The organism is Cysteiniphilum sp., assembly GCF_057495195.1.
In genome coordinates, this window is sequence record NZ_JBXTEF010000004.1 from 1 (window position 1) to 24,895 (window position 24,895).

The window sequence follows — 24,895 nt, forward strand, 5'->3', positions numbered from 1 at the left end:
TTTGGAAGGCTATGTGCAGCATTTGAGTTGCTGGCACAAAAATACTGTGCATAATTTAAACCTTGATTCACATATTAATTTATCCAATAAAATTGGGAAAAAGAAACTCAAATACCCCACCATTGCCAAAGCGATTGCGCAGTTTCCTACCCATAATGACACCCAATAGCCAAAACCACTTTGAAACCCTAAAAAGTTACCCATTCCCACGCGCACATAAATATAAGGACCACCATCAACTTTGGGCACCAAACGGCTAAAGCTACAAAAAACAAGCGCCAATAACACCGAGCCAATAGCCGTGAAAATCCACGCTAAAATACTAATTGAACCAAACTTTGCCAAACCAGATGGCAATAAAAATATCCCCGAGCCAACCATATTGCCAGAGACTAGCGCCACTAGCATCCAAAAGCTCATATATTGGTTCTTTCCACTTTTTACATTCTGCATTAAAGCATTCCCCTAGCGTTTTATATTCTTCACCCAATAATAAGTCAAAATAAATACCATAGTATAAGCAACTATTAAAGTATCCTTTTGTTAACAGCAGTTACCATGACAGAATTCATCTCTAATGAACAGACACAAAATCATACAATTTTAGGCACTTAAATATTGAACATAAAAAAAGGGTGCACTGCCCCCAGCACACCCTTTAATTTAACTCGCGCTTACTATTAAGCTGCTAATGCTGATTTTGCTTTTTCAACTAATTGTGCAAATGCATCTTTGTTGAATACTGCTAATTCAGCCAATACTTTACGATCAAGCTCGATATTCGCTTTTTTCAAACCATTGATAAATAGGCTATAGCTTAAATCGTGCTGACGTGCTGCAGCATTTATACGCACAATCCAAAGTGCTCTGAACTGTCTTTTTCTCTGCTTACGGTCACGATACGCATATTGACCTGCTTTGATAACCGCTTGCTTGGCAACACGGTACACACGCGAGCGCGCACCATAGTAGCCTTTGGCTTGTTTTAAAATCTTCTTATGACGACGACGTGCTTCCACGCCTCTTTTTACTCTAGGCATAATCTACTCCACTTTAAAAAATTTGTTATTAACACTTATGCATACGGCATTTGTTGATTCAAACTTGGTACATCTGCTTTTGCAACTTGAGACATACCACGTAAATGACGCTTACGCTTAGTTGTCATCTTTGTGTTAATGTGAGCGCGATTCGCTGCACGATGCTTAAAACCACCCTTACCAGTTCTTTTAAAGCGCTTAGCAGCACCTCGGTTTGTTTTTATTTTTGGCATAATATACTCCGCATTTTACCATTTTCTGACATACTCAAGCTTGCGCTTGGCATGTGTTTTATTTTTTCTTAGGTCCTAAAACCATAACCATTTGGCGACCTTCCATTTTCGGTCGGTGCTCAACCACGCCGTACTCGTCTAAGTCAGCCTCCAAGCGTTTAAGCATATCAACACCTAACTCTTGATGCGCCATCTCACGACCTCTAAAACGAACAGTGATCTTGACTTTATCGCCACCTTCAAGGAACTTTATCAGGTTGCGTAGTTTTACCTGATAGTCCCCAATGTCAGTACCAGGACGGATTTTAATTTCCTTGACCTGCATCTGCTTTTGCTTCTTTTTTGCAGCGGCTTTCTTCTTGCCTTGTTCAAACAAGAATTTGCCATAATCCATAATACGGCATACCGGCGGAGCTGCTTGAGAAGCAATTTCCACCAAATCCATACCATGTTCTTCTGCCTGTGTTAACGCTTGTCTTAACGACACAACGCCAATTTGCTCTCCTTCCGGCCCGATTAAACGAACCTCTTTCGCTCGAATATTTTCATTAATCGGCGTTTTCTGGTCTGCTTTGTTAATAACTCAAACTCCTAATTTAGGTTTTCTAGGCTTACTCGACCTTTTTTCTCAATTTCTGACAACAAAAGCTCAGCAAATGCATCAATCGTTAATGCACCCAGATCGCTACCATCTTGTTTTCTAACGGTGATCTGACCCAAAGACTGCTCTTTTTCTCCAGCAATCGCCATAAACGGCACTCGTGCTAAAGTGTGCTCGCGGATTTTAAACCCTATTTTTTCATTTCTCAAGTCAATTTGTGTACGAATACCAAGTTTTCTTAATTTTTGCTCAACTTCTTTGAGATATTGATCTTGTTTGTTGCTAATTCCAGTGAGCACGATCTGCACCGGTGACAACCACACAGGCAGTTTACCCGCATAATGCTCAATCAAAACACCAATAAAACGCTCCAGTGAACCAACAATCGCGCGATGCAACATCACCGGCACTTGCTTATCACTATTTTCATCAATAAATGTCGCCCCCAAGCGCATCGGCATGGATAAATCCAACTGAATCGTACCACATTGCCAACTGCGACCTATCGCATCTTTTAAATGAAATTCAATCTTAGGACCATAAAATGCACCCTCTCCAGGCAGATAGTCAAAAGCAACCTTTTGATTATTAAGCGCATCGGCTAAGGCTTTTTCTGATTTATCCCAAATCTCATCTGAACCCACGCGATTTTCAGGGCGAAGTGCGAGTTTGACATCAAAGTCAGTAAAGCCAAAATCGCGATAAACCTCAAAGCACTGCTCAACCATTTGCGCCACTTCAGATTCGATTTGCGCCTCTGTACAGAAGATATGCCCATCATCTTGCGTAAAGCTTCTGACACGCAACAAACCATGCAAAGCACCCGATGCCTCATTTCTGTGGACCACACCAAACTCGGCCATGCGAATCGGCAAATCGCGATAGCTATGCAAATGATGATTATAAACCTGAACGCAAGTTGGGCAATTCATCGGACGAAGTGCATAATCACGATTCTCTGAATTCGTCATAAACATATTCTCAGCATACTTTGCGGCATGCCCTGATTTCTCCCACATCGAGATATCAGCAATCAAGGGTGTTCTAATCTCAGTACAACCATACTTTTCATTCGATGCACGCATATAATCTTCAACAACACGCCAAATGGCAGTACCCTTTGGATGCCAAAAAGCAATCCCTGGGGATTCTTCTTGAAAGTGATACAAATCAAGCGCTTTACCAATCTTGCGATGATCACGCTTCTCAGCTTCTTCAAGACGTGTTAAATACGCTTTTAATTGTTTTTTATCCGCCCAGCACGTGCCATAAATACGCGTTAACATCTCATTCTTTGAATCGCCACGCCAATAAGCACCTGCCACACGCATTAATTTAAAAGCCTTTAGATGTGATGTATTTGGCACATGCGGTCCACGACATAAATCGGTAAAATCACCTTGTGAGTATAAACTCAATACTTCACCTTGTGGCAAATCAGCAATAATCTCTGCTTTATATTTCTCGCCAATAGCTTCAAAGTAAGTGATTGCATCATCGCGTGATTTAACAGCACGCGTCACAGTTTCAGCTTGTGCCGCTAATTCGTACATACGCTTTTCAATCTTATCCAGATCTTCGGGTGTAAACGCACGTTCATAAGCAAAGTCATAATAAAAGCCATCTTCAATCACAGGACCGATTGTTACCTGCGCATTAGGATAAAGCTGTTTCACCGCTTGCGCTAATAAATGCGCACAGGAATGGCGTAAAATCTCTAAACCTTTGTCATCCTTTGCCGTAATTAAGGTTAAGGTTGCATCATGCTCCACGATAAAACTCGTATCTACTTCTTTGCCATTAACAATACCAGCCAAGGTAGCTTTTGCTAAACCCTGACCAATATCCAAGGCAATGTTATACACAGAAATAGGTTTTTCAAACGCACGCTGCGACCCGTCCGGCAAGGTAATTACAGGCATTATTCACTCCAGATGTTATTGTTTTCATTCGGCTTGCTTTCACTTTAAGCAAAGCAAAAAGTCTATAAGTAGAGTATTTTCGAGGATTACAGTAGCTGCTGTCAAGCATTGTGATTTTGTTTCAGTGGTTACTGCCATCATTTAGCGCCAAACCCAGTCAAAATGGTATAAATCGTCTTCATAACAATCTTAAGATCCATAATAAGTGAGTAATGTTTTACATAATATAAATCATATTGCAGCTTTTCATAATTACCATCAGCACCTGTCGTGTGCCCTTGGGTTACTTGCGCCCACCCTGTAATCCCCGGTCTTACAATATGTCTTAATCGATATAACGGGATTTCTTTTTCAAATTGTCGCGCGGTTTCTATCCATTCAGGGCGTGGACCAATAAGACTCATATCACCTTTTAGAATATTTAAAAACTGTGGTAACTCATCAATTCTAAATTTACGCATAAATGCCCCAAACTTGGTGACACGCATATCTCCTGCTACCGTTTCACCTGATTTGTCAGCATTTTTAACCATCGATCTGAATTTATATACTTTAAACGGTTTATTATTAAAGCCCATTCTTGACTGCATATAAAATATTGGTCTGCCCATGGTAATTAAAATGATCACACCCACCAATGCAAAAACAACGATGAGCAAAGGTAACAAAATAAGTGACAACAAGAATTCCAAACTATTTTTAAGCAAGCGATACCACAATGGGATATTAAATCCAGCATACATCCAGTTTTCCTGCAACTGACTTAAGGATAACCTTTGTTCAATAAGCTCCTCATAGGCTGTTAACGTAAATACAGGGATATCGTGCTGGCTTGCGTGAAAAATTAACTGATTCCAATTATTACTATATTGAAACTTTCTATCAACTACGATGGCATCAATCGTTTTAAGATCATAAGGTGTCACTTCAGCTTTTTGAATCAGTTTGACTTTGTGACTCATTGCAACTTTTGACATAAGTTCTGGATGCATCAAAATGCGATAAGGATGTCCAAAGGCACGAATAATCACAAAACGTGCAACACAAACAATCACCAACCAACTGATAATGGCGCAGCCACCCACTAAAAAAACATGTGATGCTTTACGCAATACAATCGTCACCAAAGCAACAATAACAAAAAAGAACAATGAGACGATAATAATATGTGAATAATACTCAAGCAATCTTGTCGAACGTTGATAACGATACAACCAGCTAAAACAAAAAATCACGATCATAAATACAATACTTTCCTGACTGAGACTCCATATATATTCGTAAACCCAGACAAGTAGCACAAAAACAAGTGCCTCCAAAATAAAACTAATAACCGATGACTTATTCATGCAGCTCAATTAAATAGATTCCTATGGCACTGGAGTATATACTAAAAATGCTGATTTTGCCTGAGGTTTAGTTTAGGAAATCTAACTCAGATAAGCTTATATTTCCAATATATTGTTTCTTTACTTAAGTAACTCTTTCACTAAAATTGATATCTTATCTCTAAATCCCTCCAACAAGTCATAGAAATCATCTTTAACGGCATAATAAACATCTTTCGCCATATCCTCATGGTAAGTATGTGACGTCAAATTTCTTTTATCAAGCATCTTAAGCCAGATACTAACTTCAGAAATCAACCCTTCTTTAAACGCTTCACGAAAAGCTGATCTTGGACTGTTAACATCAATACCAACGTACTTTAAATAAGCTTTCATCAATTTCCAACAAAGCTCATAACAAAATTCAAACCGCTGGATTGTAGCATCTAAATACATATCATCTTTATATATATCTTTTTCAATCGCCTCTTCTAAACGCATTAAAGCCGAATTAAAATCATCCAGCTTCTCATTTAATAACGCCAATGACATCCAATTTTTCTCTTCAAGATGATTCTTGATCAGCATAATACCATCTGACAATACATGCTGATATATTTTTTTATCTCTGCATAATTTGATATCAACAATATCAACCATGAAAGGCAAAGTGCTTTCTTCAAATTGTTGGTCTAAGCTGATTGTGTTAGCTTTATAATCAACTGCTAGATCAATATCTGAAGCGGGCTTATAGTCACCCTTTGCTCTTGAGCCAAATAAAATCACCTCATTAAGAGACGCTTTATTTTTATCTAGAATGCACATTAGCTCAACAAACTGACTAGCTGTTAAACCAAAAATAGTTGTTTTTTTCATTTAATCACAGACCTTATTTAACATTCACACTTTTTCAACCCACAAATCTGCCATATTGCGCTGTTTGTCATCAAAACTCATGCCAATTAAATAGATTGGTTTACCATAAGATTTATACTTTTGCGCATATTGACGTGACTTAATCTGTGCAACAGCCTCTTTAGCACACCCATATTTCTGTAGTTTAAACTCAATAATCATCACCTTATCGGGCATCACAAGTGTCAAATCGATTTTCCCGTGATTTGTTACATCTTCAGCAATTAAATCATAGCCAAGGGCTGCCAAAAAGCTATAAACAATACTGGCATAAAATCCCTCGTACCTCTCAATATCATTATTGCGATACCAATCATGGGGAATACTTGCAAAGTGACTACATATAATTTCACCTAAGCGCTCGAAATCATTTTTTTCAAAAGCGCCAATCATATGATCTATCACTTGATTTTTCTTACTGTCATTTGTTGCTATTGTTGCTAGGCTGTTATTAAGGCTATATTTGACCTCATAATTTGGATACCCTAACCGATAAGCAATGACATGTCCACGGAGAAACATTTCTTTAATCGTTAAATATCCTGTCTGAAATAAAAGTGTTTCAATCGGCATATTATCAACATCAAAGGTTCTCAACAAATGCTCGTTGACCACAACACTTTCAAAATCAGGAATAAAATAGCGATTCTTTTGCACCATTTTCACTAGAAATGTTGGTGTTGCTGTTTCAAACCAATAATTACGATAATGAAAATCTTTACTTATAAATAATAAGATATCAAAGGGATTATAGACTTTTTGCTTTTCGCTTCCTGCAAAATTATAACCATTATACCAACGTCTTAATACGTCATAATCAACTTTAGCTTGCTGCAAATGCTCGTTAAAAGTTTCTACTAATTCTGCTTGGTTATAACCACAAATATCAGCATATTTAGCATCTAAAGTTATATCGTCTAAATTGTTTAAATCACTAAACAAACTGACTTTGCTAAACTTTGAAACGCCGGTTAGCATCACAAACTTAATATATTCATCTTGCGCTTTAATGACACTATAAAAATTTTTCAAACGCTGGCGCATTGCTATGGCAAGGTCACTATTATCAATATTATCTAAGATTGGTTTATCATATTCATCGATTAGAATAACTACCTGCTGATACCTAGTGCCAAGTGTATTAATGAGATAAGAAAATTTGCTACTAACTTCACTATACAATTGTTTAATCTGATAGCGCTCATAATACGTATCTAGAAATGCGCTAATCTTCTCATCCAAAAGTTGAGGGTTTGATATATTTCCCTCTCCAAAACTAAAATGTAATACAGGATAAGTGACTTCCCAATCCCAATTTTTCTCAAGATGGAGACCTTTAAATAATGCTTTATTACCTTCAAAGGCGTGTTTGATTGTATCAATCAACAATGACTTACCAAAGCGTCTAGGACGCAATAGAAAATAACGTCCCGCACCTTTGTTCACCAGCTGATCAATATGCTTAGTTTTATCGATATAAACATAATTTTCAGTAATAATTTTCTCAAAACTTGAGATACCAATCGGGAGTTTTTTCATATTTTTGCCTTTTCCCTACTTAAGCAGTTCATCAATATCGCCAAGTGATAATAATTTATATTCAACATCATATCCATCATAATAGCTCACTAGCTTGTGTGACTTTAATATTAACTTTTCCAGACTTAATTTTTGTTTATTCAGCTTTACTTCACAGATGACAATCTTTTTATCAATATCATCTAACGCCACGATATCAATCTCATTGAGATTTCCACGCTCCCAGTACGAGCCTATTTTGGTGTAAATTTGCTTGGCTTTAAAAATTTCTATAAATAACTTTTCTAAACTCTTTCCTTTAAATATCGCGATATCGCGATAGATAATATCTTTTAACCTCAGAAAATTCTCCGCCTCTATCAGCGATTGGTATTTAAATATAAATCTAAACCAAAAGGCTAAAAATATGTCGACGATCTCATATTTTTGAACTTTTGAATTAGGTTTGGCAGTGATTGGCTTAATTGACCTAATAATCGAATAATCATATTCCAAACGGTATAAATGCCCCGAGATATTGCTTTGTAATACAGATTCTATCTCGGCTCGGGAAGTCTTTGAATCCGCTATCAAACTTAAAATCGAAAAATAGACACCATAGTCCTTGCCAAACTCCTCTACGAGTCTGTTTTTACCTTCATCCAAAAAAATTGAATTCGGCTCAACAATAGTATTTAGCATTGACTGCAAATTAAAACTGTCATGCAGGCTAAATAACTCAATATATTTTGCCACCCCACCAGTCAAAGAATAAAAATCAAGCATGTTATCAGCATTATAGCTATTATGATCTTGTAAAATTTCCTTTAAAACATATGGTTTAAAAGGCTTAAGCTCTATTTTGAAGTCACAACGCCCAAATAAGGGCTCACTCATATCCTCATATATTTTTTTCATTAAATGATAAACTGAACCACAAGTTATCAAATGTACCTTTGAGGAGTTTTTATTGATATCCCATAACTTTTGTACACTTGAATATATGGAGGGGTTAATTTTCAGGAACTCTTGGAATTCATCAATAATGATGGTGAAGGATAGTTTCTTGCCTAACTCTAGCAAATATTCAAACACATCTTCAAACTTGAGCAACTCACCAAATAATTTCACGCCAAGTTTACCGGTAATTTCCTGGCAGAAATCCTCACATAACAGTGTTTCCGCCTTTTTAGCAACAAAAAAATACAGTACTTTATCATCGGTATAGCCTTGAAGCGCTAAGGTTGTTTTACCTATTCGCCTGCGACCAATAAGCATCGTCATGACTGACTTTTGCGCTTTTAATTTATCTGCTTTTTCAAGAAGTGCCAACTCATCTTCTCGGTTATAAAACTTCATGATTATAATAACCCAGGTTGTGATAACTTGGGTTATTATAATACAATTGCCATGCTCTTACATAGCAATTTTTATAATCACCACTTATTCAGTACCTCTATCATTTTGTCAGCCGCTACTTCAACAGAAAACAATGAGGACACTAGCTTTTGTGCATTAACCGCGCATTCTTGCCGTAACGATTCGTCTTCTAACAACCTCACAGCATTGTGATAAAGCACTTCATCGTCATCAGCAATTGAAACAAATCCCGCTTTACTCCCCCCAACAACATCGATTAAATCATTTCCAGGATTCACTGAACCAAGTATCGGCATTGGTTGGCTTAAATAACCCAATACTTTTCCAGGAAAGTTATGTGTTTTATGCTCTTTATGTAGTGAAAATAAACCTACATCAGCTACTTTTTGAATGGCAAAATACTCAGCCTGCGGCAATGCTGACAATAGTAAAATATTGTTTAGATGCTCTTTTTGAATGATCTCTGAAATAAATTGATATTTACTCCCTTGTCCAATTAAAACAATCTGTGCTTTAGGATGTGATTTTAATCTGCGGGCTAACTCAACAATATTCTCTATACGCTGCGCATGTCCAATATTGCCGCCATAAATAAAAATAACTTTATCTTCAAGCTGGTACTTTTTCCTAAAACCCAAATCTGGCTTTATCTCAGCTAATGCACTCGCATCAACCCAATTGTAAAGCACTTCAACCTTATTTTGGTATTGTTTACGTGTGAACTGATTAAACCAATCTAAATTTGCCGGTGACATCACACCAATGCGATCAGCTGCCTGATAATTGATATCTTCATACTTGCGTAATACTCTAGCAGGAAATGAGCTCTCTTTGATAATTCCTTGATCAATAACCCATTGCGGGAAAAAATCTCTTAGAATAAGGTAACTTGGGATATTAAAATGCTGTTTTACTTTAGCAACTGCCTTACCAAAGAAAATAGACGGTGAGTAGTAAACAATCGCATCGGGCTTAAAACCTTGACCTATCACCAGTTTCCACACTTTATGTGAGAATTGCCATTCATTTATCACACGCCTTAAGCGGTTGTTCGTGTCCTTGACCTTGCCTGTTTTAAAACGATAGATGCTCACTTCATCTAATCGCTGATAATCTGCTTCACCATATGAGTTTGGGGTAACACAACTGACTTCATGCCCACGTTGTATAAAATCACATGCTAACTCATGCAGCATTTTTGCTGAGGCTTTCTTACTTTTTGGCAAATAGTCATCTGTCAGAATTAGTATCTTCATCTTACCCAAATTTATGGTTAACTTACCCTTCACTTAAATTCAATTTGGCAGTATATACTAGTTTTGCTGCTGATACATAGGGTAATGTGCCCCATGCATGTTAATCCAGCGATGCATTTCAACGATCATCACCTCATAATCAGGAACAATATAATCAGCAGTGCTGCGCGTACTTATAAAGCTTTTATCTGACTCAAACACCGCATTATCGTGAATATTAACATCACGCTTATTGAATATTTTTTGAAAAATACACAATAAATCTTTCTTTGATATGCGCCGATTATTGCCTAGATGAATTAAACCATTAAGTGATAGCTGATTCAGCATTAAGAAATGAATGAACTTGGCAAGCTCCAAAGTAGTAACACCCGACCAGATTGCCTTGGTAAAACCTTGGATATCTCCTTTTTGCTGCATAAACCAATGTAATAACCCAACACCGTGCACTTTTATCTCAGGGCCAATGATCGACGTGCGAATGGTTAAGTTGCGACCATTAACAACCTCACCTAAAGCCTTCGAGCGACCATAAAAGTTTGTTTCATTAGGGATATCAACCTCTGTATATCCTCCTTTTCTACCATCAAACACACAATCTGTGGATATGTGGACAAGCTTATAATTAAGTGCATTAGAAAGTCTATCTAAGAAATGCGGAAAGTAAGCGTTAACATATATTGCGTTATCTGGGTGATTTTGTGCGTCTTGCACAAGCACACCAACACAGTTAATCACATAGTTTGGTGCAATGTTTTCAATCAGTTTTTCTAACTTTTCGCGCGCATAGACATCAAGCTGAAAATGATGTGATTCATTTTTAGATGTTCTTGAGGCAGTAAATAATTCATAACTAGCAGTCTCTCTTAGGTATTGCACAAGCAAATGCCCAAGCATACCATCAGCACCGATCACCAAAACCTTTATCATACGCTTTTCCTCCATGTAGTACGATTAATATAATCGGTATAGCTTTGGATAATACGCACCATTTTGGTGGAAACATTTGGTGCATCATAGTCTGCTACAACTCTTGTTGCACCGTATTGCGCATATTGCGATGTAATAATTTCAACAGACTGCAGCACTCTTTCTTTTCTTAGACCAGACATAATCAAAACACCTTCATCCATTCCTTCAGGACGCTCATGCGCATTGCGAATTGTAATAGCAGGGAATCCTAATAAGGACGCTTCCTCAGCTATTGTGCCACTGTCCGAAATGGTACAAAATGCATGTTGTTGTAGTTTAATGTAATCAAAAAATCCTAGCGGCTTCATAATTTCAACCAATGGGTTTAATACTTGAGCCTCAAGCGCTTGTATTTTTTTCATTGTCCTAGGGTGTGTTGAAAAAACAATCCGTTTACCATAGAAGTCACCTAAAGCATTTAACGTCTCGATTAAATGCTGAAAGTTTACGTCTGAGTCGATATTTTCCTCGCGGTGCGCACTTAATACAAAGTAGTCCTTGTCAGTTAATGATAAACGATCTAATACTTTGCTCTTAGCAATATCCACCTGATGAAATTGCAATACTTCCTGCATACAAGAACCCGATTTAATAATGGTTTCAGGTTTAATACCTTCATTCATTAAATATCTTCGCGCATGCTCGGTTAAAGGCAAATTAATATCACTTAGGTGATCAACGATCTTACGATTTAACTCTTCAGGCACACGCTCATCAAAGCAGCGATTTCCCGCTTCCATATGAAATACCGGAATCTTGCGGCGCTTTGCAGCAATAACCGATAAACAGCTATTGGTGTCACCATAGAGCAAGATGGCTTCTGGCTTCACTTTTGCAATCACTTCATCAGCTTTAAAGATAATATTACCTATGGTTTGTGCGGTACTCTCGCCTACCGCATCTAAAAAGAAATCGGGTTTTTTAATCCCCATTTCATTAAAAAATATTTCATTCAACTCATAATCAAAATTTTGCCCCGTGTGCACCAAAACATGATCCATCTGCTTTTCAAGCTCAGCAGTAATACGACTTAGTTTGATAATCTCCGGACGTGTGCCAACAATCGTCATCACTTTCATTGCTTTTTGCACTTTTTTTGCTTTTTCCATATCTGCTGCTTTTGTGCTTTCTATCACTTTACAACTCCTAGACTTTGTAAATCTTCTTGAATCTCGCGCAAACTAAATAGCAAATCGATAAGCTCTTTTTCATTCAAGCGATGTGTATTGTGCGAATGATACTCATCAGCTTGTGTCACCACCTCAGCACCTTCCTCAAAATAGACATCGTAGTTGAGATCTCGCCCATCCGCAGGGATTTGATAATACTCGCCCAAATCTCTTGCTTTGACCATTTCCTCTCGTGTTAACAAAGTTTCATAGAGCTTCTCACCGTGGCGCGTGCCTATAATCTTGATCTGATGCTCTGGCGCATTAAGTAGTTTTCTTAGTGTTTTTGCTAACAACTCTATGGTTGCAGCTGGTGCTTTCTGCACAAAAATATCACCATTATGACCATTATTAAACGCAAATAAAACCAGCTCCACCGCCTGATCAAGACTCATCATAAAACGTGTCATTTGCGGATCGGTGATTGAAATTGGTTTATTATTTTTAATTTGATCAATAAACAATGGTATTACTGAACCACGCGATGCCATTACATTACCATAGCGCGTACAACAAATCGTCGTAACCGTATCATCAAGATTGCGTGATTTAGCCACAGCGACTTTCTCCATCAATGCCTTGGACATTCCCATTGCATTAATTGGATAAACCGCTTTATCTGTGCTCAATACAATGACCTTTTTGACCTTGTTTTCAATCGCGATATTTAATACATTCTCAGTACCCAATACATTTGTCTGCACTGCTTGAATCGGGTAAAACTCACAGGAAGGCACTTGCTTTAATGCCGCAGCATGAAATACATAATCCACGCCATGCATCGCATCACGAATGGAGTTAATATCTCGCACATCGCCCAAATAAAATTTTAACTTCGGTGAATTATATGCTTTACGCATATCATCTTGCTTTTTTTCATCACGTGAGAAAATACGAATTTCAGCAACTTCAGTTGCCAAAAAACGTCTGAGCACGGCATTACCAAAAGATCCTGTGCCCCCTGTGATGAGTAGTGTTTTGTTTTTAAACATGCTTATCTTCTCTAAATTGTTGGATTACTTCTGAAAATAATTTCTTATTATCACATACATCTTGCGTATTGGGGATATTGTGCGTTGCGTAACTATATACTTCGGTTCTTAACTGTATCTTTTGATCACGAGATAATAATGCTATGCCATCAATAGATGCCAACCATTTTTCCCTATCCTGCAAACCACAGATAACGCCAACATCATGACCCTCAAGCTCGCTCCAAGGAGTCTGATCTGATGTAATAACAAAGGTTCCTGCCATTAATGATTCAGCAATAACATGCCCATAATTTTCGCCTTTGGTTGGAAATATAAATGCATCATATTTATTAAACGTAGACTGAACATCTTGAGGTAATAGTTCCCCTTGATATTTAATGCTTATATTCTTAGGCATTGCAGCTATCAACCTACAACATTCTAACCAATATTTCTTATCTTCGATGGGTCCATAAATATCGAGTGTTAGTTTTTTTTGACTTTTTTGAAGAATTTCTAAAACAAATTCCAAGTTTTTCATCGGCGAAATACGTGAGATAAACACAAGTCGCGCGTCACTCTCCTTTATTTCCAACACCTCATACGCTTGATTAAATGGTTGCTGCAAACTTGGTAAATCCATTGCCACATGGATTCTTTGCTGGTTCACCGTAAAAATTTTTTCAATATTGTTTTGCTCCAATACACTTGAAGCATGCCAGTCAATCCCTCCATACAACCTCAAGCATTTTGCCAAAGTAATGTAAGCACGTTTTTTAAAAGACTTTAAAGTCAAAGCACCCGATGAAAACTCACCCCTTGGAGCTAATAGCAATGCCAACTTTTGCCTAATAAAACCAATCTTCATGGCCATAACAATTTTTATTGAAAAGTGAAAGTCAAAAAAGCTATTAAGATAGATAAGATCTGGAGATACTTCTTTAATGATCTGCCTGAAATTACTAATACTTGCCTGCTCTGTACGAAGATACCGAATATTAGCATTGTCAGATGTAATCCATTGGTTTGTCGGCAGATCAAATTCACATTTATTTGAATCGCCAATGTCAAAATTTGAAGTCACGATATAGAACTCATATTTCCCTTTTAGGTAAGCCATCATATTTGAGATGGTCACTATTGGACCGCCAGCTTTATACGCAGGAGAGAAATATTTTAAGAAAATTAAGATTTTCATTTAAATTCCTTAAGCAAATTAGTTCACACAATTATAAAAACGGCATATTGCAAATACTAATAAGCAAGGATGTCACGCCAATGTTTAATATTCAAAATATATCCTAGTTTATTTTTTTTAAAAGCATATTTCATCAATATCTTTTTCTCACCTGCATTTAAATTATCAAGCGTTTTTAATTTCATAAACTGTTTTTTCAAATCCACACGATAAGCCTGAAAAAATGCTTTCGTAATTACTTTAGTATCTAAATGCATTTTTTGAAGCTTTGTTCGAGAAAATGAGGTTGCCAAATAACGATATTTAAATAATACCTCATCGACATTGATAAATTGATAGCCACGTTGATACATCTCTATCCACAACACAAGATCCTCTACTGATTGATAGTTTGGATTTAAGCCATAACTTAATGCGTCATTAACATATTTTTGTCTTCGGAACATCACACTACCATGACAAAACGGTGTGGTAAAAAGCATATAAAAGGCAAACATATCTGGCAACACGGGATACATCAAGCTACGTATACTTTTGCCTGAGGCATCTATCATCAATGCATGACAGCCACAAATATCAGCTTGTGTTTGCTCAAGTGCCATTATTTGCCGAGAAAAACGCTCTGGTAATGAGATATCATCTGCATCCATTCTGGCAATATAATCTCCTTTTGCTAATGCAATGCCTTCATTTAACGTTGCAACAAGTCCTTTATTCTCACGTGATATCACTTTAATGCGTTGATCAATTGCCGCATATCGTTGAATTATCTCAAGACTTCTATCTTTTGAACCATCATCAATAATAATAAACTCAAAATTTACATAAGTCTGATGAAGAACACTTTCAATAGCCTCGTTTAAATACTCTCCGCCATTATAAACTGGCATAACAACAGAAATTAGTTTATGCATATCATTTGAGCTCATCACATTTTTATCCAAGTTTGCGGAATAATATCATCAACACACGCCTTATCATCGTTAAGCCATTTTTTCGGTGCAATAACTATTTTGGATACATGATCATTTAACCAAGCACCCCACCAGCTAAATGAACTATTGGCAATAATATTATGCTGACACAGGCTCATCATCTGCATATCTTGATAGCTCATATCTTCTGTATTCCAATCCACTATACACATATTATCCATGTGAAATTGCTGTTGACACCAATTAGGGTCATCTGAGAAAAATATAAAATATGGATTATCAACGTGATGACTCATGTGTGCAATTGCTTTTTGATAGTAATCCAATGTACAGATTCCCTCATACAGCGGATGATTAACATAATCTCCTCGGCGCACATGCACTGCAATGAGATTGTAGTTTGCTAATTCGGATAATTTTTCAGCATTTTTTTCTGCCAATTGAGGGAAGCAAAACGTCTGTCTTAAAATCTCTTTTACATCTATAAAGTATTTCTCAGACTGCCAGTATCCTCTTAAAAAGACATTACCATAGTCTTGCAAGTATCTTGGTGAAAAGCCTAATCCTTTTTCAATAACGACTTGTTTATATTTATGAAACCACTTAAAAGCCAAACGACGAAATAATTTATTCTTACCAAACATCGCTTTTTGTTGCTCTATGCTAATCAGTTCAGGCTTTACCGCAAATAGTTGTGCCAACTCATAACCGTTGTGTAAAGCGTAGTTATAATGCTTAAATTGGTTTATATCACAAAAAACATCTTCATATTTATGCTTTAATGCTAAATAAAAAGCATATTGAAACATTTGATTTCCCAAGCCACCTCTAATCTCAACAACCTTCATAATTCACATTTCTCATTTGATATAACTTTATATATTTTTTAGCATAACAGACATACATAACGATCGTTATGCATACAATAACAGCACCAGCAAAGATAACTTTATAAGACATCTCATTAATCCAATATTGCCCGATAAAACTCAACAGCAACACGCTTAATAACAGTAGAATCAAACTCAAGGTTTGCCTTATATTTATTTTAAGATGGCTTTTATACTTACGATTCACATAATAACTACACCATACTAGCGTTGTTGCACCATTAGCAATGGCACTTCCTATAAACACACCAGCAATCCCCACATGCCAAACCAATATGATAGACAACACTAAATTTAAAGCCGCTTCTAGTAGTGTTAATTTAAACAACGAACGTGCCTCTCCCATAGCTGCCATTATCGAATAGGGTGCAAGTGAAATCATGAGCATGCCAAAATAAAGTGATAATGCCAGACTTGTTAAATTGCCTGCATATAACCCGTCATTTGCCAGCCAAATCGTCAAAATTTTCTCCGAAAAAATTGGAATAATAACTGCAAAAAGCAACGCAATAAACCCTAAGCTCATAACGATAGCATTACTAATTAACTCCAGTTTTTGCTTTACCTCTTTATTTATCGGGTCTTGTGTTAAAAACTGTGGGTATAACGGATTAATCACATTCATTAATTGAGCTACAACAACTAGCGATAAAGTCAAAAAAGTTGCCATGATAGAATATTTTGAAACCATATTTAATCCCAAAATATGTGAAATAACAATCGCATCCGTATTCATGATAATCACACCAGCAAGACCATTTAGCCAGAACCCCCCCCCTTTTGTCAGTACGTTACGTGCGGATACATGTGCATTATTTTCTGCCGATCCCATCGCATGCTCAACTGGTAAATTACGGTAATTTCTTCTTAGATAGTAGAAGTAAGCAATTCCTGCCAAAAGCATTAAAGTAACGGTAACAACAGCATAATCCACCATACTCAACCCCATAAAGCTCACCAGTAATAGTGCCGCCACATTCCCAATGTAGCGAATAGCATCAACTATTTTCACTTGATAAGACAAATTTGAGAAGATCAATATTTGACTAAATACAGTAAACGGAATATAGATAATAAATCCAATCAAATTAATAAGCACAAACCAAAAGGCAAGTGGAAAGATTTCCGTTGGAATTTCTCCTAAAATATCAATCCACTTAGGGCTAAATAGGCTAACAACTAAGACTATTAACAGAAATAGAATACTAAGTATCACTGTCAATCCAAATGCTATTTTTGCTAAGCGCAACTTTTCAAGCTTAGACTTTAGCTGAGCATGCATAGTAGCGGCTGCCCACGGAATGCCAAAATTAGCAAGCGTAAGATAAGCAAACAATGATGTAACTAAGGCAAATAAACCATATTTCTCAGTGCCAAAATAATTGACTGCCACTCGAGTAATAATCAGCATCGAAACTGCTTGGATAACCACAGATAAATAGCTTGTAAATATATTAACTTTTAATCTAAACATAACTAAAAGTCATTTATAATGTTATCAACAATTGTTTGAGAAAAATAATCGGCACTAAATGGATAGACCTTTTCACTATTCAAATAATTCTCAATACTTTGCAAATACCCCAAGTAATCATCATCTGACATATTAATTATAAACGCATATAAATCTTGGTAGCTTTTAAAGTTTCTTTTATCGATAAAACAAGTCGCTGGAATATGCTCGGAAACATTATCCGCCCCCCAATAAACGGGAACACAACCGGCAAAAAAGCAGTCAAATATTTTTTCCGTAATGTAGCCTGAAATATCCCTTGCATTTTCATAGCATATTGCAAATTTATATTTTTCCAAAACCTCTTTTTTAGAAGCTACTTTACCTTGATATGAAGGGAATTTATGCGCAAAACACTTAGACAACCCAGCTTTTTTAGCAATATATCTTATATATCTATTCTCTAAACATAATTCATCCCAACCAATGCCATACAAATCAAATTGATCTGGGTGATATTGCTCAAACCACTGAATTGCTTCTATTCTTTTTGAATATAACTCCAATGGGTGTGTCACCTTCTTATTTCCAGCAATCAATGTGCATAGCTTTTCTTTACTGGCAAAATCTTTATTAATGGCGTCAGGAATCAGGTGAGAAAAATTAATTTTAAAATATTTTTTATTATCGACTAAACGATCATCCCAAGTAAAGATTTTGCGAAAATAACGATGTTTATTTAAATCCCAATTCTCCGGCTTAATAACTTCACTTTCAAATAGCAATAAATATGACTTGTAAGCATCACTTAAGGCAGGTAACTTTGATGGCATATCATTATAAATAACGGCTTTTGCATTTAATATTGGGTTGATATCATGCGTCGATAAATCAATTTTTTCCCCAAGGAAATGTTGTTGTAATTGCCAGTGAGCATACGCAAAATTATCCCGATTAATGATCGGATTATCTAAATTAAACAGTTGATTCTGAAGATGGCAATCTATCACATAAGCAATTTTATCCATTATCTCTAAGCTCCTTATGAATTTCTTTTGCTTGCTCTAGATCATATGTCCACCATTTAGATTCGCATATCATTTTAGCCATATTATCTTCAAATCGATAACGTATAATTTTTGCTGGGACCCCAGCTACTATAGCAAAATTAGGAACATCCTTGGTTACCACTGAATTAGCGCCTATCACTGCACCATTTCCGATGCGAACCCCACGTTTTATAATCGAGTCAACGCCAATCCAAACGTCATTTTCAATTATGCACTCTTTCTGAGTCAGTGTTTTATAAGCATCATCATAGAATAATGAACTAGTAGATAATTTATCAAGCTCATGCTCTCCTTGTCCAATTGATACATTATTTGCAATAGAACAATAATTTCCAATTTTAGCCTTAGTAATATAGGTATACTTCCCAACGTAAACATATTTGCCCAGCTCTGACATTGCATCAATAACTGATCCTTCCATAATTATTGAATGAGAACCAATTCTCGCTTTCACATTAACATGCTTAGATTTAACTCTTATACTCTTTACTACAAATAAGTAAATTCTGATTATTTTATTCAAGAATACCTGCACCATTGCCTGCCCATTTTAATTTACTCATTTTCGCTAAGGTCAAATTTCTAATCATACTTACTTCAATATATTTTCCAAGAAACTTAGTTCTGCATACAGGTTAATCTGAGAGTTCCCAACAAAAAAACCATGTTCATGCAAATAATCAGCATTTTTTAAGCTATCATGAATCTCATAGTCAAAATACTTCATCACTTCATTACGTGCAAAATTTCCCGCAACAATTGGGCGACAATCAATATCGTTTTCTCTAAGCTTTTGCACTATTTTTGCACGCTGCCACATTGAATCAGGTTTAATAATAAATGAAAAACCAAACCATGAGCTTGAGCCCATTTCTTGTTGGATCATTAACTCCGGATGATCTTTAAATAAAGATTGAAAATATTGTGCATTTTCACGTCTTTGCGCAAGAAATTGAGGCAGTTTTTTAAGCTGCTCAATCCCTACTGCACCACTCATTTCAACCGGACGCACATTGTAACCAGGTAATACAAAACGAAATGACTCACTAAATGGATCATCTGACTTATTGGACACATGGTTTTCTTTTGGTAAGTTCCTCGTCCAACCATGTGCTCTAAGACATAATAATACGTGATACAACTCCTCATCATCAGTGACGACAAAACCACCTTCCATCGTTGCCATATGGTGGGAAAAGAAGGTCGAAAAAGTTCCCATTAAACCAAACGTTCCAGCTTGTTTACCATTAAAAGTCGCGCCCATTGATTCGCAATTATCTTCAAGAAGAACAATATCTCTTTGACCAATAATTGCCTCAATGGCAGCAAAGTCATTTGGATTGCCCAGCAAGTTAACCGCCATAATCATTTTCGTTTGATCACTGACTGCATTTGCTAATGCTTCCAAGTCATAATTTAATGTCTTAAGATCAATATCGACAAACTTAAGTTTCAAGCCATATTGCTGCAATGGAAAATAGGTAGTCGACCATGATACTGCTGGGACAATAACCTCATCGCCCTTTTTAAGCTTGGGGGCTTTTGTATAAAAAAGTGCTGCTGTTGCAAGCAAGTTAGCTGTAGATCCTGAGCTGACCATTACCGCATATTTACTGCCTACAAACTCACAAAAATCTCGCTCAAACTGCGCGACACTTTCACCCATTGTATACATATCTCTATCAATCACAGACTGTATTGCATCAAGCTCTTTTTGATCCCATGTTGAGCTTGCTAATGGATACTTTACCTTTGTGTTGTGCATAACACTTCCTTTTTATAAAAATCAATTGTTTTTAATATGCCTTCAGCCAATGAATGTTTGGCTTGCCAGCCAAGTTTCTTCAAAATACTATTATCTACTAATTTCTGTTTCATGCCTTCAGGTTTGCTTAAATCATGTTCAAAAGCGCCCTTATAGTCCAATGCTGTTGCTACTGCCTGATAGTATTCATTAATACTATAGTCAACACCCAATCCAATATTTACATATTGTGGTAGTGCTGCAAACTGATCGACACAAAACCAAAGCGCATCAGCACAATCACCAGCGTACATAAACTCACGCCGTGCTTCACCGCTTCCCCAAACATCAATAATATTTAAGTTATTTTCCTTAGCAAAGTATATTTTTTTAATCACCGCAGGCAGCATATGTGAATGCTGGTCTGAGAATTTATCCCAACGACCATATAAATTACATGGGATAACCGTCTTATAGGATAAGCCATATTGCTTAGCATAGTATTCACATAATTTAGCGACTGTAATTTTAGCTAATGCATAGCCTTCATTGGTTGGCTCAAGTGGCGCCTGAAGTAAATAGTCTTCTTTTAAGGGATTAACATAGTCTTTTGGATACATACAACTACTGCCAACATTAAGAAACTGACGAACATTTGCCTTAAATGCAGCATTCACAAGATTCATTCCCATATTCAAATTGTCATTTAAAAATCTGACGGGATTTGCAATGTTTGCCTGTATCCCACCGACAACGCCCGCGCAATGAATCACAAAGTCAATCTTATGTGTTTTTAGATAGTCTCCAACCTGCTCAGCATTTAATAGATTAAGCTCCTTACTCGTTGGAGCAAAAATATTAACTATTTGCGCCCTAGCATGCTCAAGCAGATTTTTTCCGAGCATCCCATTGCCACCGGTAATTAATACATTCATGCTATTACTCAAACTGTTTTTTAATGTCATAGCCACCTTTCTCAAGGTAAAGCTCCTTTTTCATCAACGCAATATCAGAGTGCATCATATCACTGACTAACATCGCTAAACTATGCTTTGGCTTCCAGTTGAGTTTTTGATGCGCCTTGGTTGGATCTCCAATCAATAGGTCAACCTCTGTTGGTCTAAAATAACGTGGATCGACAGCAACAACTTCTTGCCCAATAGGTAATTGATATTCAGAATGCTCACACGCTGCAACATACGCTTTTTCATCAACCCCATCACCTTTAAACTCTAAAATGATACCCACTTCTTTAAATGCCATTCTGACGAACTCACGCACTTCAGTAGTAACACCCGTTGCCATCACCCAATCTTCGGCTTTTTCCGCCTGCAAGATTAACCACATCATTTCAACATAATCTTTGGCATGTCCCCAATCACGTTTAGCATTTAGGTTACCTAGATATAGTTTATCTTGAAGCCCTAAAGCAATCTTAGCTGTCGCACGTGTGATTTTACGCGTCACGAAAGTTTCTCCGCGAACCGGAGATTCATGATTAAACAAAATACCGTTACAAGCAAAAATATCATATGCCTCACGATAATTTACCGTAATCCAATAAGCATACATCTTAGCAACTGCATAAGGGGATCTTGGATAAAAGGGCGTTTTTTCCGTTTGTGGGATTTCTTGCACTTTACCATAAAGCTCAGAGGTAGATGCTTGATAAACACGTGTTTTCTTTTGAAGACCTAAAATCCTAATCGCTTCTAAAATACGCAATGTGCCAATCCCATCGGCATTGGCGACATACTCAGGTGTTTCAAAGCTCACATGCACATGACTCATGGCTGCCAAATTATAAATTTCATCTGGTTGAATATCAGCAATCAAACGCGTTAAGTTCAATGAATCTGTCATATCACCATAATGTAAGAAAAAGTGACTGTCTTCTTGGTGTCCTTTATATAAATGGTCTATTCGATCCGTATTAATCAAACTACTTCTTCTAACCAAACCATGTACTTCATAGCCTTTATTTAACAACAGTTCAGCCAAATAAGAGCCATCCTGTCCTGTGACACCTGTAATAAATGCTTTTTTCATCAATAAGCTTCCTCAAATCTTTCAATATCATCTTCCGCCAAGTAAGACCCAAGCTGAACCTCCAGTACTTCAACAGGAAGCTGCCCGATCGCAATGACTTGATGTTTTTGTAACGGCTCTATAGTAATCGACATTCCTTGTGATAACAAATATTCTTTGTCTTCAACTTTGACTTTAATCGCACCACTTAGAACAGTAAAATACTCCGTGCGGTGGTAGTGCATTTGTAATGAGCTTTTAGCGCCTGCTTTAAAATACAACTTATTGACGAGAAAGTTTTCACCTTTGGCAATACGATCACTATAACCCCAAGGACCAAAATGTCGTTTATGCTTAATTGCCTCAGTCCTTTTGCTTACCTTAAGCACTTCAACAATCTGTTTAATTGCCTGAGTATTATTGCGATCAGCGACTAAAATAGCATCTGCTGTTTCGACAACAACTAACCCACTAACACCAACTGTCGCCAATAATCGATCATGTGAACGTAAATAGCAGTTTTGTGTATCGATTTGGCAAACATCACCTTTAATGATATTGCCTTTTTGATCTTTTTGTCCTAATTCAAACAAGGCACCCCATGAACCGATATCTGACCATTTCACTTCAGATAATGGAATGACCGCTATTTTATCTGCTTTTTCCATAACAGCATAGTCAATCGAAATGTTAGGACATGCTTCAAAGTGTGTTTTAGCCACACGAATAAAATCCAGATCTTTCACCCGCTGTTCAAAGCTTTTAATACAGCACTCATAAACATCTGGCTGATGCTGCTGCAATTGCTCAAGATAGGTCTTAGCACTAAATAGAAACAAACCACTATTCCAATAAACGTTGCCTTTTTCAATATACACTTGTGCTTTTTCTTTATTTGGTTTTTCTATAAATTGTGCAACTTCATATACCGAATCTGCTACTTTATTACCTACTTCAATATAACCATACCCTGTTTCAGCATGAGTAGGTTTGATCCCAAAGGTATATAGACATTCACTCTGACAATCCAAGTTTTGAATATCTGTTAAAAGCTCCTCAAAGTTCTCAATATAATGATCCGATGGCGAGATCAGCATCATCGCCTCTGGATTCTCTTGATATACCTGCAAAGCGGCTAGAGCAATCGCCGGGGCTGTGTTTCTAGCACATGGCTCCAAAATAATACTCGCTTGGTCTATATGGACATTGCGTAACGATTCTGCTACTTGAAAACGATGATCTTCATTGCAAACGATAACTGGTGGCGAAAATATGGATTGATCCTGATAACGCAAGCAGGTGTTTTGCAAAAGGTTTTTATCATCGACCAATGGAATAAATTGCTTAGGTGATTTTTGCCTTGATAATGGCCATAAACGTGAGCCCACGCCGCCAGATAAAATCACAGGATATATTTTGTTTTGCATTTTCATAAACTCTTTACTTCATCACTAGCCTTTAAACTAGCGCGATGATTTAAACCGTTGACACAACTGTAGTAAGAGTTTAACGCGAAAGGACAGTTTAGAATAGTGATTATATTTAGATTTATTACCCACGGTTGATAAGTTCGCACCATGGCGGCGATATAACATCAGCGGTTTATTAATGACCTTAACTTGGTTTTGTTTCTCGGCAATCAAACCTAGCCACCAATCATGTACTGAGGGGATAGCTTGTGGAAAGGGTAAAGCCTGTTCAACAAACGCACGTTGAAAAGCCATTGTGCATCCTAAATAGCGGTTATGAATCCAGTTAACCCAAAAGCCTCTTTTAAAATAAACATACTCAAAAAGCGACGGAGCTATTACATTTTGCGCACCATCAATAACCTTCGCGTCTGAGATAGCCACCTGATGTGTTTGCAATGCTTCAAGCATCAACTCTACTTTGTTATCTAACCAAATATCATCTTGATCTGCTAAAAATATGTATTGACCCTTTGCATGGCGCAAAACAAATTCAAAGTTCCGTGCCACTCCCTGCTTTGGTCCTTGCAATAATTGGATTCTCGCATCGTTAAAGTTTTTAATAATACTAAGTGCTTGGTCAGTGGATCCATCATCAGAAATAATAAGCTCAGCATTTTGAGGTAATTGCTTCAATATTGAAGCAATCTGCTCAGCAATATAACGCTCGCCATTAAAACTCGTCATACACACTGAAATTATTGGATTCATCTTCTCAACCTTATCGGAACTCGGAACTCGGAACTCGGAACTCGGAACTCGGAACTCGGAACTCGGAACTCGGAACTCGGAACTCGGAA

At 37.0% G+C, this 24,895-nt stretch carries 24 protein-coding genes; all 24 read right to left on the reverse strand.

Going from position 1 to position 24,895, the window contains the following annotated elements; genetic code table 11:
• Positions 1–9 precede the first annotated feature (9 nt).
• Positions 10–453, reverse strand: a complete 444-nt coding sequence (locus ACY10D_RS00150; RefSeq protein WP_486998793.1) for an amino acid permease — start codon at positions 451–453, stop codon at positions 10–12.
• 227 nt (positions 454–680) lie between these two features.
• A complete protein-coding gene (gene rplT / locus ACY10D_RS00155; RefSeq protein WP_117003271.1) occupies positions 681–1,040 on the reverse strand; it encodes a 50S ribosomal protein L20 in 360 nt (119 codons plus the stop codon).
• A 35-nt stretch (positions 1,041–1,075) separates the two neighbouring features.
• The gene (gene rpmI, locus ACY10D_RS00160; protein ID WP_192483091.1) at positions 1,076–1,273 is read right to left on the reverse strand and encodes a 50S ribosomal protein L35; all 198 of its coding nucleotides are present in this window, start codon (positions 1,271–1,273) and stop codon (positions 1,076–1,078) included.
• A 58-nt stretch (positions 1,274–1,331) separates the two neighbouring features.
• Positions 1,332–1,853, reverse strand: coding sequence for a translation initiation factor IF-3 (infC, locus tag ACY10D_RS00165; RefSeq protein WP_192483216.1), 522 nt, complete (start codon positions 1,851–1,853; stop codon positions 1,332–1,334).
• An 11-nt stretch (positions 1,854–1,864) separates the two neighbouring features.
• On the reverse strand, positions 1,865–3,796 hold the full coding sequence (gene thrS, locus ACY10D_RS00170; protein WP_486998794.1) for a threonine--tRNA ligase: 1,932 nt from the start codon (positions 3,794–3,796) through the stop codon (positions 1,865–1,867).
• A 137-nt stretch (positions 3,797–3,933) separates the two neighbouring features.
• Positions 3,934–5,145, reverse strand: coding sequence for a sugar transferase (locus ACY10D_RS00175; RefSeq protein ID WP_486998795.1), 1,212 nt, complete (start codon positions 5,143–5,145; stop codon positions 3,934–3,936).
• 120 nt (positions 5,146–5,265) lie between these two features.
• On the reverse strand, positions 5,266–6,000 hold the full coding sequence (locus ACY10D_RS00180) for an HI0074 family nucleotidyltransferase substrate-binding subunit (protein ID WP_486998796.1): 735 nt from the start codon (positions 5,998–6,000) through the stop codon (positions 5,266–5,268).
• Between the two features lie 24 nt (positions 6,001–6,024).
• Positions 6,025–7,578 (reverse strand): ATP-binding protein, encoded by a 1,554-nt coding sequence (locus tag ACY10D_RS00185; RefSeq protein ID WP_486998797.1) that lies wholly within the window; start codon positions 7,576–7,578, stop codon positions 6,025–6,027.
• Between the two features lie 15 nt (positions 7,579–7,593).
• Positions 7,594–8,916, reverse strand: a complete 1,323-nt coding sequence (locus ACY10D_RS00190; RefSeq protein ID WP_486998798.1) for an ATP-binding protein — start codon at positions 8,914–8,916, stop codon at positions 7,594–7,596.
• A 77-nt stretch (positions 8,917–8,993) separates the two neighbouring features.
• Positions 8,994–10,193 (reverse strand): glycosyltransferase family 4 protein, encoded by a 1,200-nt coding sequence (locus tag ACY10D_RS00195; protein ID WP_486998799.1) that lies wholly within the window; start codon positions 10,191–10,193, stop codon positions 8,994–8,996.
• Positions 10,194–10,250: 57 nt separating this feature from the next.
• A complete protein-coding gene (locus tag ACY10D_RS00200; protein ID WP_486998800.1) occupies positions 10,251–11,123 on the reverse strand; it encodes a dTDP-4-dehydrorhamnose reductase family protein in 873 nt (290 codons plus the stop codon).
• A complete protein-coding gene (gene wecB, locus ACY10D_RS00205; RefSeq protein ID WP_486998801.1) occupies positions 11,120–12,301 on the reverse strand; it encodes a non-hydrolyzing UDP-N-acetylglucosamine 2-epimerase in 1,182 nt (393 codons plus the stop codon). The genes ACY10D_RS00200 and wecB overlap by 4 nt, the downstream gene beginning before the upstream one ends.
• Positions 12,298–13,326 carry a polysaccharide biosynthesis protein gene (locus ACY10D_RS00210; protein WP_486998802.1) on the reverse strand — a complete coding sequence of 343 codons (1,029 nt, stop codon included), beginning with the start codon at positions 13,324–13,326 and terminating at the stop codon, positions 12,298–12,300. The genes wecB and ACY10D_RS00210 overlap by 4 nt, the downstream gene beginning before the upstream one ends.
• Positions 13,319–14,506 (reverse strand): glycosyltransferase family 4 protein, encoded by a 1,188-nt coding sequence (locus tag ACY10D_RS00215; RefSeq protein WP_486998803.1) that lies wholly within the window; start codon positions 14,504–14,506, stop codon positions 13,319–13,321. Before ACY10D_RS00215 ends, ACY10D_RS00210 begins: the two co-directional genes overlap by 8 nt.
• Before the next feature lie 56 nt (positions 14,507–14,562).
• Positions 14,563–15,420 carry a glycosyltransferase family 2 protein gene (locus ACY10D_RS00220; protein WP_486998804.1) on the reverse strand — a complete coding sequence of 286 codons (858 nt, stop codon included), beginning with the start codon at positions 15,418–15,420 and terminating at the stop codon, positions 14,563–14,565.
• 14 nt (positions 15,421–15,434) lie between these two features.
• Positions 15,435–16,289, reverse strand: a complete 855-nt coding sequence (locus ACY10D_RS00225) for an alpha-1,2-fucosyltransferase (RefSeq protein ID WP_486998805.1) — start codon at positions 16,287–16,289, stop codon at positions 15,435–15,437.
• Positions 16,276–17,805, reverse strand: coding sequence for an oligosaccharide flippase family protein (locus ACY10D_RS00230; protein ID WP_486998806.1), 1,530 nt, complete (start codon positions 17,803–17,805; stop codon positions 16,276–16,278). The genes ACY10D_RS00225 and ACY10D_RS00230 overlap by 14 nt, the downstream gene beginning before the upstream one ends.
• Positions 17,806–17,807: 2 nt before the next feature.
• Positions 17,808–18,812, reverse strand: a complete 1,005-nt coding sequence (locus tag ACY10D_RS00235; RefSeq protein ID WP_486998807.1) for a glycosyltransferase family 10 domain-containing protein — start codon at positions 18,810–18,812, stop codon at positions 17,808–17,810.
• Entirely contained in the window at positions 18,805–19,377 is a 573-nt protein-coding gene (locus ACY10D_RS00240) for a CatB-related O-acetyltransferase (RefSeq protein ID WP_486998808.1), read from the reverse strand. Before ACY10D_RS00240 ends, ACY10D_RS00235 begins: the two co-directional genes overlap by 8 nt.
• Positions 19,378–19,446: 69 nt before the next feature.
• Positions 19,447–20,619 carry a DegT/DnrJ/EryC1/StrS family aminotransferase gene (locus ACY10D_RS00245; RefSeq protein WP_486998809.1) on the reverse strand — a complete coding sequence of 391 codons (1,173 nt, stop codon included), beginning with the start codon at positions 20,617–20,619 and terminating at the stop codon, positions 19,447–19,449.
• On the reverse strand, positions 20,601–21,563 hold the full coding sequence (locus ACY10D_RS00250; RefSeq protein WP_486998810.1) for a GDP-L-fucose synthase family protein: 963 nt from the start codon (positions 21,561–21,563) through the stop codon (positions 20,601–20,603). The genes ACY10D_RS00245 and ACY10D_RS00250 overlap by 19 nt, the downstream gene beginning before the upstream one ends.
• Positions 21,538–22,650, reverse strand: a complete 1,113-nt coding sequence (gmd, locus tag ACY10D_RS00255; RefSeq protein ID WP_486998811.1) for a GDP-mannose 4,6-dehydratase — start codon at positions 22,648–22,650, stop codon at positions 21,538–21,540. The genes ACY10D_RS00250 and gmd overlap by 26 nt, the downstream gene beginning before the upstream one ends.
• Positions 22,647–24,053 carry a mannose-1-phosphate guanylyltransferase/mannose-6-phosphate isomerase gene (locus ACY10D_RS00260; protein WP_486998812.1) on the reverse strand — a complete coding sequence of 469 codons (1,407 nt, stop codon included), beginning with the start codon at positions 24,051–24,053 and terminating at the stop codon, positions 22,647–22,649. The genes gmd and ACY10D_RS00260 overlap by 4 nt, the downstream gene beginning before the upstream one ends.
• A gap of 36 nt (positions 24,054–24,089) precedes the next feature.
• Positions 24,090–24,806 carry a glycosyltransferase family 2 protein gene (locus ACY10D_RS00265; protein ID WP_486998813.1) on the reverse strand — a complete coding sequence of 239 codons (717 nt, stop codon included), beginning with the start codon at positions 24,804–24,806 and terminating at the stop codon, positions 24,090–24,092.
• Between the last annotated feature and the right edge of the window lie 89 nt (positions 24,807–24,895).